This window comes from Kineococcus xinjiangensis (genome assembly GCF_002934625.1).
Taxonomy (GTDB): Bacteria; Actinomycetota; Actinomycetes; order Actinomycetales; family Kineococcaceae; genus Kineococcus_A; species Kineococcus_A xinjiangensis.
In genome coordinates this window covers 61112-74358 of sequence record NZ_PTJD01000001.1, presented here as the reverse complement: position 1 = coordinate 74358, position 13247 = coordinate 61112, and the positions used below count along the sequence as shown (strand labels likewise).

The 13247-nt window shown below is 76.4% G+C and carries 14 protein-coding genes; 9 read left to right on the top strand and 5 right to left on the bottom strand.

Going from position 1 to position 13247, the window contains the following annotated elements:
- Positions 1 to 36: 36 nt before the first annotated feature.
- Complete coding sequence (gene sepH, locus CLV92_RS22695) at positions 37 to 1578, bottom strand: septation protein SepH (RefSeq protein ID WP_104430819.1); 1542 nt, start codon at positions 1576 to 1578, stop codon at positions 37 to 39.
- Positions 1579 to 1781: 203 nt separating this feature from the next.
- Between sepH and CLV92_RS00375 the strand changes: the two genes are divergently transcribed.
- Together CLV92_RS00375 and CLV92_RS00370 are read left to right on the top strand one after the other, a co-directional pair.
- Positions 1782 to 2921: a ferrochelatase gene (locus CLV92_RS00375; RefSeq protein ID WP_104430818.1), complete on the top strand. Its 1140-nt coding sequence runs from the start codon at positions 1782 to 1784 to the stop codon at positions 2919 to 2921.
- The gene (locus CLV92_RS00370; protein WP_104430817.1) at positions 2918 to 3784 is read left to right on the top strand and encodes an inositol monophosphatase family protein; all 867 of its coding nucleotides are present in this window, start codon (positions 2918 to 2920) and stop codon (positions 3782 to 3784) included. Before CLV92_RS00375 ends, CLV92_RS00370 begins: the two co-directional genes overlap by 4 nt.
- Before the next feature lie 81 nt (positions 3785 to 3865).
- On the opposite strand, the gene CLV92_RS00365 is transcribed toward CLV92_RS00370, so the two are convergent.
- A complete protein-coding gene (locus CLV92_RS00365; RefSeq protein WP_104430816.1) occupies positions 3866 to 4162 on the bottom strand; it encodes a hypothetical protein in 297 nt (98 codons plus the stop codon).
- 557 nt (positions 4163 to 4719) lie between these two features.
- Here CLV92_RS00365 and CLV92_RS00360 point away from each other — a divergent pair.
- Entirely contained in the window at positions 4720 to 5019 is a 300-nt protein-coding gene (locus CLV92_RS00360; protein WP_104430815.1) for a DUF4193 domain-containing protein, read from the top strand.
- Positions 5020 to 5067: 48 nt separating this feature from the next.
- On the opposite strand, the gene CLV92_RS00355 is transcribed toward CLV92_RS00360, so the two are convergent.
- The gene (locus CLV92_RS00355) at positions 5068 to 5547 is read right to left on the bottom strand and encodes a DUF3093 domain-containing protein (protein ID WP_104430814.1); all 480 of its coding nucleotides are present in this window, start codon (positions 5545 to 5547) and stop codon (positions 5068 to 5070) included.
- Between the two features lie 98 nt (positions 5548 to 5645).
- On the opposite strand from CLV92_RS00355, the gene dut reads away from it, so the two are divergent.
- The 4 genes from dut to CLV92_RS00335 are packed head-to-tail and all read left to right on the top strand — an operon-like array spanning position 5646 to position 8182.
- Positions 5646 to 6158, top strand: coding sequence for a dUTP diphosphatase (gene dut, locus CLV92_RS00350; protein ID WP_104431220.1), 513 nt, complete (start codon positions 5646 to 5648; stop codon positions 6156 to 6158).
- 3 nt (positions 6159 to 6161) lie between these two features.
- Positions 6162 to 6998 carry a DUF3710 domain-containing protein gene (locus CLV92_RS00345; RefSeq protein WP_104430813.1) on the top strand — a complete coding sequence of 279 codons (837 nt, stop codon included), beginning with the start codon at positions 6162 to 6164 and terminating at the stop codon, positions 6996 to 6998.
- A gap of 60 nt (positions 6999 to 7058) precedes the next feature.
- Positions 7059 to 7454 carry an OB-fold nucleic acid binding domain-containing protein gene (locus CLV92_RS00340; protein WP_245886271.1) on the top strand — a complete coding sequence of 132 codons (396 nt, stop codon included), beginning with the start codon at positions 7059 to 7061 and terminating at the stop codon, positions 7452 to 7454.
- The gene (locus CLV92_RS00335; RefSeq protein ID WP_245886270.1) at positions 7451 to 8182 is read left to right on the top strand and encodes a DUF3159 domain-containing protein; all 732 of its coding nucleotides are present in this window, start codon (positions 7451 to 7453) and stop codon (positions 8180 to 8182) included. Before CLV92_RS00340 ends, CLV92_RS00335 begins: the two co-directional genes overlap by 4 nt.
- 75 nt (positions 8183 to 8257) lie before the next feature.
- Here CLV92_RS00335 and CLV92_RS00330 read toward each other — a convergent pair whose 3' ends face one another.
- Positions 8258 to 8929 carry a potassium channel family protein gene (locus CLV92_RS00330; RefSeq protein ID WP_104430812.1) on the bottom strand — a complete coding sequence of 224 codons (672 nt, stop codon included), beginning with the start codon at positions 8927 to 8929 and terminating at the stop codon, positions 8258 to 8260.
- Entirely contained in the window at positions 8929 to 9594 is a 666-nt protein-coding gene (locus tag CLV92_RS00325) for a potassium channel family protein (protein ID WP_104431217.1), read from the bottom strand. The genes CLV92_RS00330 and CLV92_RS00325 overlap by 1 nt, the downstream gene beginning before the upstream one ends.
- 151 nt (positions 9595 to 9745) lie before the next feature.
- Here CLV92_RS00325 and CLV92_RS00320 point away from each other — a divergent pair, with 151 nt between their 5' ends.
- Together CLV92_RS00320 and CLV92_RS00315 are read left to right on the top strand one after the other, a co-directional pair.
- The gene (locus tag CLV92_RS00320) at positions 9746 to 11800 is read left to right on the top strand and encodes an APC family permease (RefSeq protein ID WP_245886266.1); all 2055 of its coding nucleotides are present in this window, start codon (positions 9746 to 9748) and stop codon (positions 11798 to 11800) included.
- On the top strand, positions 11797 to 13185 hold the full coding sequence (locus CLV92_RS00315) for a class I SAM-dependent RNA methyltransferase (RefSeq protein ID WP_104430811.1): 1389 nt from the start codon (positions 11797 to 11799) through the stop codon (positions 13183 to 13185). Before CLV92_RS00320 ends, CLV92_RS00315 begins: the two co-directional genes overlap by 4 nt.
- Positions 13186 to 13247 lie beyond the last annotated feature (62 nt).

The window sequence follows — 13247 nt, the reverse complement described above, 5'->3', positions numbered from 1 at the left end:
GTGGTCGCCCGGGGCGCTCCGCCCCGGGCGACGCGCTCAGTCCCGCTTGGCCCCGAACATGATCTCGTCCCAGCTGGGCACGCTGGGGCGCTGCTTGGCGTTGCTGCGCCCGCCCTGCCTGCCGCGGCCACCGCGCGGCGGGCGCGGGCGGGGCGCCGCGGGCTGCGGTGCCGCCGTGCGCCCGGCGTCGGCGGCGTCCTCCGGCGCGGGCGCCTCCTGCGGCGCGGCCGGGACGGCGGGCGGCTCGGCGCCGGTCATCCCCGCGGCGGCGTCGTCGACGACCTCGTCCGGAACCGCGGGCGCGGCCGCGACGGCGGGCGCCACGACCGGCGCCACGACGGGCACCTCGACCGGCGCGTCGACCGCCACCTCGCCGACCGGCTCACCGGTCAGGATCGCCTCGTCCAGGACGGTCCCGTCGAGCACGGTGCCGTCGAGGGCCGTCTCCTCGGGGACCTGCTCGTCGAGGACCTGTCCGCTCAGCACCTCGCCGTCGGGGACCCCACCGTCGGGGACCCCGCCGTCGAGGACCCCGCCGTCGAGGAGTTCGCCCTCCACGACCTCCGCGGCCAGGCGCTCCTCCTCCGAGAGCTCCTCGTCCCCGAGGTCCGCCGGCGGCAGGACCCGGTCGTCGACGAGGTCCTCCGGGTGCGAGGCCGCCGGGTGGGCCGCGGGGACCTCCAGCTCGTCGGGCGCGCCCGGACCCGTGCCGGGCACCGGGGACGACGAGGCTCCCGGCGCCTGCGGCAGGCGAGCGGGGTCCAGCGCCCGGGCACGTGCGGGCTCCTCACCGGGGCGGGGCCGCCAGGTCGGCTCCCCACCGGCCGGGGGACGCTGCCCGCGGCGCTCGCTGAGGCTGTCCAGCAGGTCCTCCGTCGCGCTGCGACGCGCGCCGCCCGCCCGGACGCCGCCGTCGGCCTCGACGTCGTAGACGCGCTCGCGCGCCCGCCGGGCCCCGTCGTCCACGCTGGTCAGCCGCCGCGGCGGCAGCGGCCCGCTCTCGGCCGGAGCCTCCTCCGAGAGCCAGCGCGCCTCGTCGTCGGCGGCCGTGAGGGAGCGGGCGCCCACGTCGAAGCCCCAGCGGGCCAGGCGGCCGCGGCCGCCGGCCACGAACTCCACCTGGACGTTCCACGTGCCGTCCTCCTGCCGCCACGCGTCCCACTGGACCCCGTCGGGGTCCACGGCGCGCGCGGTGAGGCGCTGGACGACCAGCTCCTCCAGGGTGGGGGCCGCACCGGAGGCGTCCCGGCGTCCGAACGGCGTGCGCCGGGCGAGGTCGCTCACGTGCGCGCGCTCGGCGAGGACCGGGCCCTCGTAGCGGCGGGCCTTGGCCACCGGGATGCCCGCGCTCTCCGCGATCTCCTCCGCCGTCTCACCCGCCCGGATGCGGGCCTGGATCTCCCGCGGGCGCAGGTCGCCCGAGGACTGGATCTGCAGCTGGCCCAGGCGCGCGCGGTCGCGGCGCACCGCCGCGCGCAGCGCTTCGTCCACTCGCAGGCGGTAGCGGTTGCCGTCGCTGCCGACGAGGACCACGTGCTCACCGTCGTCGTGCACTCCGACGAGCCTCAGGTCGTGCATGGCGGGGTCCTCCCAGCAGTGGCGAGCGGGCCCGGCTGCCCCCGGAACCTCGCGGACGAACTCTGCCACCTCCGCGGGCCCTGACGAAGCCAGCCCCGGCAGCAGTCTGCTCCGGCAGCGTCCGGCGCTGGCCGGGAGGGGCCGCGGACGCCTGCGCGGGAGGCGCCCGCGCGGGAGGCGCCGGTGCTTGCGAGACTCCTCCTGTGAGCGATGTCCGCCCGTACGACGCCCTGCTGCTGCTGTCCTTCGGCGGCCCCGAGGGTCCCGACGACGTCATGCCGTTCCTCGAGAACGTCACCCGCGGCCGGGGCATCCCGCGCCAGCGGCTGGAGGAGGTCGCCGAGCACTACCTGCACTTCGGCGGCCGCAGCCCGATCAACGACCAGAACCGGGCCCTGCTGGCCGCCCTCGGCGCCGAGCTGCGCTCCCGCGGCCTCGACGTGCCGCTGGTGTGGGGCAACCGCAACTGGGCCCCGTACCTGACCGACGCCCTGCGCGAGGTCCACGAGGGGGGTGCGCGCCGGGTGCTGGCCGTCCTGACGAGCGCCTACTCCTCGTACTCCAGCTGCCGGCAGTACCGGGAGGACCTGGCGCGGTCGGTGGCGGAGCTGGCGGCGGAGGGCCGGGCCCTGGCCGTGGACAAGCTGCGGCACTACTTCAACCACCCGGCGTTCGTCGACACCAACGCCCGGGCGGTGCTGGCCGCGCTGGAGGGGCTGGACGAGGGCGTGCGCGCCTCCGCCCGGCTGGTCTTCGTGACCCACTCCGTCCCCGACGCGATGAACGACGTGTCCGGACCCGAGGGCGGCGCCTACGTGCGCCAGCACCTCGACGTGGCCGCCGCCGTGGCCGCCCGGGTCGCGGAGTCCACCGGCCGGGAGCACGCCTGGGACCTCGTCTACTGCTCCCGCTCCGGCCCGCCGAGCCAGCCGTGGCTGGAGCCCGACGTCAACGACCACCTGCGGGAGCTGGCGGGCCAGGGGGCCGCCGCGGTGGTGCTGGCGCCGGTCGGGTTCGTCTCCGACCACATGGAGGTCGTCTTCGACCTGGACACCGAGGCGCTGGAGACGGCCGCCGAGCTGGGCCTGCCGTGCGCCCGCGCCGCGACCGTGGGCACGGACGCGCACTTCGTCGCGGGTCTCGTCGACCTGGTGGAGGAGCGCGCCGCGCTGGCCCGCGGCGGCAGCCCCGCGAAGCCCGCCGCCGGGTCGCTGGGCCCCTCCCACGAGGTGTGCCCGGTCGGCTGCTGCCGCAACCTGCGCGCGGACCTGCCGGCGGCGACGGGCGCGGACTACGTCCCGCCCACCGTGGTGCCGCCGACCGGGCAGGGGGGCGGCGCGTGAGCGGCGCGGCCCGCACGCCCGACGGGACGTCCGTGGCCGACCTGCTCGCGGTCGCCGAGCGGGTGGCGCGCGCGGCGGGGCGCCTCGTGCACGAGGGCCGCCCGGCGCGGGTGGAGGTCGCGGCCACGAAGTCCACGGTCACCGACGTCGTGACGGCCATGGACACCGCGGCGGAGCAGCTGCTGCGCGAGGAGCTGGCGGCCCTGCGTCCCGACGACGGCGTCCTCGGCGAGGAGCACGGCTACGAGCCGGGCACGTCGGGCCTGACGTGGGTGGTCGACCCGATCGACGGCACCGTCAACTACCTCTACGGCATCCCCGCCTACGCCGTCAGCGTCGCCGTGGTGGCCGATCCCGCCGCCGGTCCCGACCGCGCGCCGGACCCGGCGACGTGGCGGGTGCTGGCCGGCTGCGTGCACAACCCGGCCGGTGCGGAGACGTGGACGGCCGGCGCCGGCCTCGGCGCCCGGCTGGACGGGGTCCTGCTGCAGCGGAGCGAGGGCCCCCAGGGGGCCGAGGCGTCCCTGGAGACGGCCCTGGTGGCCACCGGGTTCGGCTACGACCCGGTGCGGCGTGCGGAGCAGGCGGCGGTGCTGGCGGGGCTGCTGCCCCGGGTGCGCGACGTGCGGCGCATCGGCACGGCGTCCCTGGACCTGTGCGGGGTCGCCGCGCGGCGCACCGACGCCTACTACGAGCGGGGGCTCAACCCGTGGGACTTCGCGGCCGCCCTGCTGGTGGCCACGGAGACCGGCGTGCGGGTCACGGACTTCGCGGGCGGCCCGGCGGGTGGCGCGGGCCTGCTGGCGGCCCGCCCTGCCCTGCACGCCCCCCTGCTGCAGGCGCTGGCCGACGCCGGCGCCTGAGACCGCGGCAGCACGACGCACGACGACGGCGCCCCCCTCCCCGGCCGGGGAGGGGGGCGCCGTCGTCGGTGCGGAGGGCGCTCAGGCGCCGCAGGAGGGCGCTGCGGCCCGCTCCTCCAGCGCCGTGAGGTCGATGACCCGCTGCGCGCGGAGGTAGTCGCGGGCGGCGGGCAGGTCGACGTCGTTCTCGGAGGCCAGGCGGACCAGGGACTCCAGTTCGGCGAGGTGGACCTCGGCGAGGTAGTCCTCGCCCTCGGCGGTGGCGCGCTCGATGGAGGCGCGCGCACGCTGGGCGCGGTCCTCGATCTCCTGCTGGAAGTGCGACGGGCGCGCCGTCGCGGCGGCCTCGGGCACGGGGGTCGTCTGGGGGAGCGACATGGCGGGCACCTCCTGGGTGGGGGCTGGGCGGCCCTGGGGCAGCTCCCGCGGCGCCGGGCGGCGTGCGGGGTGGGGGGATTTCGCTGCCCCGCTGGCGGCGGGGTGTCGCGGGTGGGGCACTGTCGGTGGGGCGGGGGTGGTGCTGCGAGATCCTCGGACGGCGGCATCCTGCCCGATCACGTCGCGGCGTGTCCTGCTGGCTCCGGCTGCACCGGGTCTGGGAGACTCCGGCGGCCTCGGCTGCCAGTGGGACGAGCGTACGGTCGCGCGGTGCGGTGGACCAAGTCGGCACGGCACCGGCCACCCGGGCGGCTCACCGGCCGGGACGGCACCCGAGTCGAAGTGATCGCCGAGGTGCGGCACAATCCGTGGTCGCCCGGCCTCCCCGGAGCCCGCCGCGGTGGACCACCTCCACCGTCCGCCCACGTGTCGGCGGGCGCTCACGGGGAACGGTCGGGCATGGATCCGGAGCGCCAGACGTTGCTCCGGCGGCACCGTCACGACTGGCCACGCCAGGTGGAGGGCCGGACGAGAGATTTCGGAATGTGAGGCACGCGATGGCCACCGACTACGACGCACCGCGCAAGACCGACGACGAGCTCAACGAGGACTCCCTCGAGGAGCTGAAGGCCCGGCGCACGGACAAGTCCTCGAGCACGGTCGACGAGGACGAGACGGAGGCTGCCGAGGGCTTCGAACTGCCCGGGGCGGACCTCTCCAACGAGGAGCTGTCCGTGCGGGTCCTCCCGCGCCAGGCGGACGAGTTCACCTGCTCCAGCTGCTTCCTGGTGCACCACCGCAGCCAGCTCGCCGGCGAGCGCAACGGCTCCTTCGTCTGCAAGGAGTGCGCGGCCTGAGCCGGCGCCCGGCGGGCGCTCCTCCCGGTCCGCCGGGCGGGGCGCCCGCTACGGGCGGCGCAGCGCGGCGGCCAGCTCCGCGGGCCGCCGGGTGGAGATCAGCCAGTAGGGGGTGGGGTCCTCGGGGTCCTCGACCGCGACCCGCACTCCCGTGCGCACCCAGCCGCGCGTGACGAGGTGGGCGCGCGCGTCCGCGTCCGGGCCCATCACCCGGCGCATGGCGCCGGCGTCGAGCGGCTCGGCCCGCCCGAGGTGGTGCAGGGGGATCCGGGAGCGGCCCGCCACGAGCGTGCCCCCGGAGACCTCCACGCGCGCCGACGCCGCGAGCAGCGCCGCGGTCACGGCTGCGGCGGCGACCAGGGCGGCCACCAGCGCGCCGGCCGGCCCGAGGACGGGCAGCGGCACGAAGCCCGCGGTGAGGGCGATGCCGAGGCAGGCCACCCAGGTGCCCGCCGAGGGGGAGAGTCGCTCGCGGTGGCCCGGGCCGGCGGAGGTGCCCGCCCCGGCGGGACCGGCGCTGCTGCTCATGCCGGTCAGCGTCTCACGGGCGGGGAGTAGGGTCGGCGACCGTGAGCACACCGGACGGGTCCAGCGCCGCCCCGCCCTCCGGCTCCCCCGCGGGGACGCTGGAGGTGCCCCTGGTGCGCTCCGACGCGGCGGTCCCGGTGCCCTCCTACGCCCACCCGGGCGATGCGGGCGCCGACCTGACGACCCGGGTGGACGTCACCCTGGGGCCGGGCCAGCGGGTGACGGTGCCCACGGGGGTGGCGCTCGCCCTGCCGGAGGGGTTCGCCGGTTTCGTCGTGCCGCGCTCCGGACTGGCCGCCAGGCTGGGGGTCACCACGCTCAACGCGCCGGGCACCGTCGACGCCGGCTACCGCGGCGAGATCCGCGTCACGCTGCTCAACACCGACCGCGAGCGCAGCGTCGAGCTGCGGGCGGGCGACCGCATCGCGCAGCTGGTGGTGCAGCGGGTGGAGCGGGTGCGGTTCGTGGAGGTGGCGCGGCTGCCGGAGTCCGAGCGCGGCACCGGCGGGCACGGCTCGACGGGCGGGGCCTCGGCCCTGGTCGGCGCGCGGCAGGACATCGGGGCAGCAGGACATCGGGGCAGCACCGACAGGAACAGCAGAGAGGGCTGAAGGATGAGCATCTTCCGACGCCGCCGCTCGGAGGACTCGAGCGGCGCCCCGGGCACGGAGGGCACCGCCGCGGAGACGACCGCTGCCGGGACCACCGCCGCGGAGACCACCGCGGACGTGGCGCAGCAGGACGCCCCGGAGACGGAGCAGGCCGCGGAGGCGGGCAGCAGCTTCGACCGCTCCTCCGGTCCCTTCGACGTCTCTGAGGTCGAGGGCCGCGGGGAGCGGCTGGCGCTGGGGGCCGTGTGGCTGCCCGGGCGCGAGGGCATGGAGATCCGGATGGAGATCCAGGAGGAGAGCCAGCGGCCGATCGCGCTGATCGTCGGGCTGGCCGGATCCCAGGTGCAGCTGCAGGTCTTCGCGGCCCCCCGCACGCTCGGCGTCTGGGACGAGATCCGGGCCGAGATCGCCGAGTCGGCCGTGGCCCAGGGCGGTTCCGTGGACGAGGTGGACGGGACCTTCGGCCGGGAGCTGGTGGCCCGGCTGCCGGTGCGGACCTCCGACGGGCGCACCGGTCACCAGCCGACCAGGTTCGTCGGCATCGACGGGCCGCGCTGGTTCCTGCGCGCGGTCTTCGTCGGGCCCGCGGCGCACGACCCGGCGGCGGCGGAGCCGCTGGAGTCGGTGCTGCGCGACGTCGTGGTGGTGCGCGGCAGCGAGGCGATGGCCCCGCGCGAGGTCCTGTTCTTCGAGCTGCCGCAGCTGCCGCCGGCTCCGGGGGAGGGCGGCGAGCCCGGCGCCGAGCAGCCCGAGGGCGAGCCGGCCGCGGAGGCGCCGGAGGGCGGGCGCGACCCGCTGCAGCCCTTCGAGCGGGGCCCGGAGATCACCGAGGTGCGCTGACCGGGCGTCTGCCAGCGGGTCCGCCTCCCCAGCGGGGGAGGCGGCGCCTACGCTGGTGCCGTGTCGAAGTCCTCGTCGATGAGCACCGGGCCGCGCTGGCGCCGGGTGCTGCAGCGCTTCACCGCCTCGGAGCTGGACCTGGCCGCCGCGGACGAGAAGGAGGTGGCCGCCCGGCACGGGGGAACCCTGTGCGAGCGGTTGCCGCTGCGGCAGCGCGGTTGCGTCTGCGGGGCCGTGCGCTCCGTGACGCTGCAGCCGCGCGGTGGGGTGCCCACGCTGCAGGCGGAGCTGTTCGACGGTTCGGGGACGGTGCAACTGGTCTGGCTGGGCCGCCGCCGCATCGCCGGGGTGGACGTCGGCCGCCGGATCATGGCCGAGGGGATGGTCGTGGAGGACGACGGGCGCCGCGTCATCTTCAACCCCCGCTACGAGCTGCTGTGCTCGGAGGCGGTGTGACCGCCGCCGCGGGCGCCGGCGGGTCGGCGGTGGTGCCGACGACGGTGGAGGAGGTCGTCCGCCACCGCCTCGACAGCGCCCTCGGCGGCTGGCGGGGGATGGCGGAGTCGGCGGCGCCGGCGCTGGCCTTCCTCCTCGCCTGGCTGTGGCGGGAGGACCTGCGCACGGCGATCACCGCCGCGGTGGCGGTGCTCGTCGTGGCCGTCGTCATCCGGCTGGCGCGCCGGGAGACGGTGCAGCACGCCCTCGGGGGCATCGTTGCCATCGCGATCGCCGCGGCCATCGCGGCCCGCACCGGGCGGACGGAGGACTACTTCCTCACCGGCATCCTCTACAACGCCGGCCTGGCCGTGGTCTTCGCCGCCTCGATGCTGGCGCGCTGGCCGGTGCTCGGCTTCCTCGTCGGCTCGGTGGCGGGGGAGGTGACGGCCTGGCGGCGGGACCCGGGGGTGGTGCGGCTGTGCCAGCGGGTCACGGGCGTCTTCCTCGCCATGTACCTGCTGCGGGTGGTGGTGCAGCTGCCCCTGCTGCTGGCCGGGTACACCACGGCGCTGGCCGTCTCCAAGCTGGTGCTCGGCTGGCCGCTGCTGGTGGCAGGCGTGGCCGTGATCGCCGCGATCCTCCTGCGGGGGCACACCCCGCTGACCGACGTCTCGGCGCTGGGCGAGGACCGGCCCGAGGACGGCCCCCCGACGGGGGCGGCGGCCCCCACCCGCGCCGAGCCCTGAGCCGGACCGGCCCCGCACGCGGATGGGCCCCCGGCGCGTCGTGCGCCGGGGGCCCATCCGCGTGCGGGGCCGGTGTCAGTCGCCGTCGCGGGCCGGGGCGAGCAGCGACTGCAGCTCCGGCTCGGACTCCGGGGAGCTGAGGAAGAGCAGGTGGTCGCCGGCCTCGAGGACGTCGTCCGCCGACGGCGCGGTGGGGCGGTCCTTGCGGACGATGGCGAGCAGGACGGTGTCGTGCGGGAAGTGCACCTGCCCGACGGTGTAGCCGAGGACGGGGCTGCCCTCGTCGATGGTGAACTCCGACATCGTCGTGCGGCTCTGCTGGAAGGTGAAGAGCCGCACGAGCTCGCCGACGCTGACCGCCTCCTCGACCAGGGCCGTCATCAGCCGGGGCGTGGAGACCGCGACGTCGACGCCCCACGCCTCGTCGAAGAGCCACTCGTTCTTCGGGTTGTTCACGCGGGCCACGGTCCGCGGGACGCCGTACTCGGTCTTGGCGAGCAGGGACACGACGAGGTTGGCCTTGTCGTCGCCGGTGGCGGCGACCACGACGTCGCACTCGGCGGCGCGCGCCTCGTCGAGGCTGGAGATCTCGCAGGCGTCGGCGAGCAGCCACTGCGCGTCCGGAACGCTGGCGATCTTCATGGCGGCGGGGGAGCGGTCGACGAGGAGGACGCGGTGGCCGTTGGCCAGCAGCTCGCGGGCGATGGAGCGTCCCACGATGCCCGCTCCTGCGATGACGACGCGCATCAGTCCTCCTCCGCCGGCGGTGCGGCCAGCACGGCGCTCGCCTCCGCGATCCGGGTCTGGTCGCAGGCGACGTGCAGCACGTCGCCCTCCTGGTAGACGGTCGCGGCGGTCGGCAGCAGCCCGACCCCGAGGCGGGTGAGGTAGGCGACGCGGACCTCGGCGGCCTCTTCCAGGCTGGAGAGCCGCTGCCCGACCCAGGCGATGTGGACGGGCACCTCGGCGAGGGCCACCCGGCCGCTGGCGTCGAGGTGCTCGGTGACGGGCCCGTCGGGCAGGAGGCGTCGCAGGACCTGGTCGGCCGTCCAGCGGACCGTGGCGATGGTGGGGATGCCGAGGCGTTGGTAGACCTCGGCGCGGCCCGGGTCGTAGATGCGGGCGACGACCGTCTCGACGCCGAACTTCTCCCGCGCCACCCGCGCGGCGATGATGTTGGAGTTGTCGCCGCTGGAGACGGCGGCGAAGGCGCCGGCGTGGTCGATGCCCGCCTCGAGGAGGGTGTCGTGGTCGAAGCCCACCCCGGTGACGCGGCGGCCGCCGAAACCGGACCCGAGCCTGCGGAAGGCGTCCGGGTCCTGGTCGATGACGGCGACCCGGTGGCCGAGCCGCTCGAGGGTGACGGCGAGTGTGGAGCCCACGCGCCCGCACCCCATGATCACGATGTGCACTGCCGCTCCGGTTCTCCTCGGCCTGTGGCGGTCCTGCTCACCGGCCCGGGTCCGGCGGCGGAAACGCTACCGCGCCGCCCGCTGGGCCGGTCGGAGTGCACCCCGGTGCCCGGCCGGTGCGCAGCGCGGCAGGCGCCTAGCATGGCCGTTCGTGCCCTCCGTCGCAGATCTCACCGACGCAGCCAAGCGGCTGCTGGTGGGGCGCCCCTTCCGCAGCGAGAAGCTGTCGGAGAGGCTCCTGCCCAAGCGCATCGCGCTGCCGGTCTTCGCCTCCGACGCCCTGTCGTCGGTGGCCTACGCGCCCGATGAGATCTTCCTCACCCTGTCCATCGCGGGCATCGCGGCCTACACGGTGTCTCCGTGGGTGACGCTCGCGGTGCTGCTGGTGATGCTCGTGGTGGTCACCTCGTACCGGCAGAACGTGCACGCCTACCCCTCGGGCGGTGGCGACTACGAGGTCGCGACGGTCAACCTGGGGCCCACGGCCGGACTGGGGGTGGCCAGCGCGCTGCTGGTGGACTACGTGCTCACGGTGGCGGTGTCGATCGCCGCGGCCGCGCAGTACGCGGCCACGGCGCTGGAGTTCGTGCGCGGCCACGAGACGCTCGTGGCGGTGGGCCTGGTGCTGGTGCTGATGTCGGCGAACCTGCGCGGGATGAAGGAGAGCGGCGCGGCGTTCGCGATCCCCACCTACTTCTTCATGGTCGCGGTCCTCGGCATGTCGGCGTGGGGCTTCCTCCGCTACCTCTTCGGGGACCTGCCCCAGGTGGCCAGCGCGGAGCTGGAGCTGCGGGCCGAGGACCACTTCACGGCCGGGCTGACCAGTCTGGCCGGGGGCTTCCTGATCCTGCGGGCCTTCTCCTCCGGCTGCGCCGCCCTGACCGGCGTGCAGTCGATCAGCAACGGCGTGCCGGCCTTCCGCAAGCCGAAGAGCCGCAACGCGGCGACCACGCTGCTGCTGCTCGGGCTGATCTCGACCACGATGCTGATGAGCATCGTGGCGCTGGCGAACCTGACGGGTCTGCGCTACGCCGAGGTGCCGGCGGAGCAGCTGCTGCGCGACGGCGTGCCGGTGGGCGAGGACTACGTGCAGACCCCGGTGATCGGGCAGCTCGCGGATGCGATCTTCGACCACTTCTCGCCGGCCTTCTACCTGGTGGCCGCGGCGACCGGGATCATCCTGGTGCTGGCGGCCAACACCGCGTTCAACGGCTTCCCGGTGCTGGCCTCCGTCCTCGCCAAGGACGGCTTCCTGCCCCGGCAGCTGCACACGCGCGGGGACCGGCTCGCCTTCTCCAACGGCATCATCGCCCTCGCCGGTGCGGCGATCGTCCTGATCGTCGTCTTCGACGCGCGCGTCACCGAGCTGATCCAGCTCTACATCGTGGGCGTCTTCGTGTCCTTCACGATCAGCCAGCTGGGGATGGTCCGGCACTGGACGCGGCTGCTGCGCACCGAGACCGACCGGGTGAAGCGGCGGCGGATGCGGCGCTCGCGGGCCATCAACACCGTCGGCGTGAGCCTGACGGGACTCGTGCTCGTCGTCGTCCTGACCACGAAGTTCATGCAGGGGGCGTGGCTGGCGCTGGTGGCGATGGCGTTCCTGTTCGTCAACATGCGCCTGATCCGCCGGCACTACGCGGCGGTGGCGCGGGAGCTGGAGCCGCAGCACTCCCCGCAGGCCCGCGCGCTGCCCTCGGGCGTGCGCGGTGTCGTGCTGGTGTCGAAGCTGCACAAGCCGACCCTGCGGGCGCTGGCGTACGCGCGGGCGGCGCGGCTGACGGCGCTGGAGGCGGTCACGGTGGCGGTGGACCCGAAGGAGGCCGCGGCGCTGCAGCGGCAGTGGGAGGAGGCGGGCATCCCGGTGCCGCTGACGGTGCTGGACTCCCCCTACCGCGACATCATCCGCCCGGTCGTGCAGCACGTGAAGGACATCCGGGCGCGCTACCCGCGCGACCTGGTCACCGTCTACATCCCCGAGTACGTGCTGGGTCACTGGTGGGAGGCGCTCTTGCACAACCAGTCGGCGCTGCGTCTGCGGACGTGGCTGCGCTACACGCCGGGGGTGATGGTGGCGAGCGTGCCGTGGCAGCTCAGCTCGTCGGCGGGTGCGGAGGAGCGCATCGAGCGGTCCGCGCCGGGTGCGGTGCGGCGGGGGACCTTCGGCCCGACGCCGGACGAGCGGCCCCGGCGGGGTGGGCGATGAGCCGCGACGGCGGGGCCGGGCCGCGGCGCGGGCGCCCGGTGCGGCGCGCGGGCGGGCGCCCGCAGCGGCAGGAGCGGCAGCGCGACGACTCCGCGGTCGGGACCGAGTTCGAGGTCGAGGTGGGCCCGGTCGCGCACGGCGGCCACTGCGTGGCCCGCCACGGCGGTCGCGTCGTCTTCGTCCGCCACACGATCCCCGGTGAGCGGGTCCGGGTGCGGGTCACCGAGGGCGGGGAGGGCTCGAAGTTCTGGCGCGCCGACGCCGTGGAGGTCCTGGAGGCCAGCCCGGACCGCGTGCAGCAGCCGTGCCCGGTGGCGCGGCCGGGGCTGTGCGGCGGCTGCGACTTCCAGCACGTGGCGCTGCCCGCGCAGCGGGAGCTGAAGGCGGCGGTGGTGGCGGAGCAGCTGCGCCGGCTGGCGGGGCTGGAGCTGCCCGTGGTGGTGGAGGCCGTGCCGGGGGACGAGGACGGGCTGCGCTGGCGGACGCGGACGGCCTTCGCGGTCGACGCCGAGGGCCGGGCGGGCCTGCGCCGGCACCGCTCCCACGAGGTGGTGGTGCTGGAGGACTGCCCGATCACCGAGGGCGGCGTGATCGGCACCGGGGTGCTGCAGGAGCGCTGGCAGCACGCCGCGCAGGTGGAGGTGGCGGTCGGTTCCGGCGAGGGGGCGCCGCTGGTCGTGGTGACGCCCGCGGAGGGCGAGGCGGTGCCGCGGCGGCTGCCGCTGCCGCGCCTGCGGGAGGCGTCGCTGGCGGTGCGGACGGCCCCGGGGACGCTGGAGCAGCGCGGTGGCCGGACGTGGCTGGAGGAGCGGGTCGTCGCGGCGGGGGCCGAGCACCGCTTCCGGGTGAGCGGTGCGGGCTTCTGGCAGGTGCACCCGGGCGCTCCGGCGGTGCTGGTGGAGGCGGTGCTGGGGGCGCTGGGTCCGCAGCCCGGCGAGCGGGCGCTGGACCTGTACGCGGGTGCGGGCCTGTTCGCCGCGGCCCTGGCCGAGGCCGTGGGGGTGACGGGCACGGTGCTGGCGGTGGAGTCGGACGCCCGCGCGGTGCGCGACGCCCGCCGCAACCTGCACGGCCAGGGGCAGGTGCGGCTGGTGGCGTCGCGGGTGGACGAGGCGCTCGCGGGCGGGGAGGCGGGGGAGCGGGCGGACGTGGTGGTCCTGGACCCGCCGCGCTCGGGCGCCGGGCGCGGCGTGGTGGAGCGGCTGGCGGCGCTGGGGCCGCGGGCGGTGGCGTACGTGGCGTGCGACCCGGCGGCGCTGGCGCGGGACGTGGCGACGTTCGGGGAGCTCGGCTACCGGCTCCAGGCGCTGCGGGCGTTCGACCTGTTCCCGATGACGCAGCACGTGGAGTGCGTGGCGCTGCTGGTGCCGGCCGGGGAGTCCTGAGGGCCTGCCGCGTCCCGCCGCGGCGGGGGCTCGGGGCGCGGCGGGGCCTGGGCCGGGCGCCC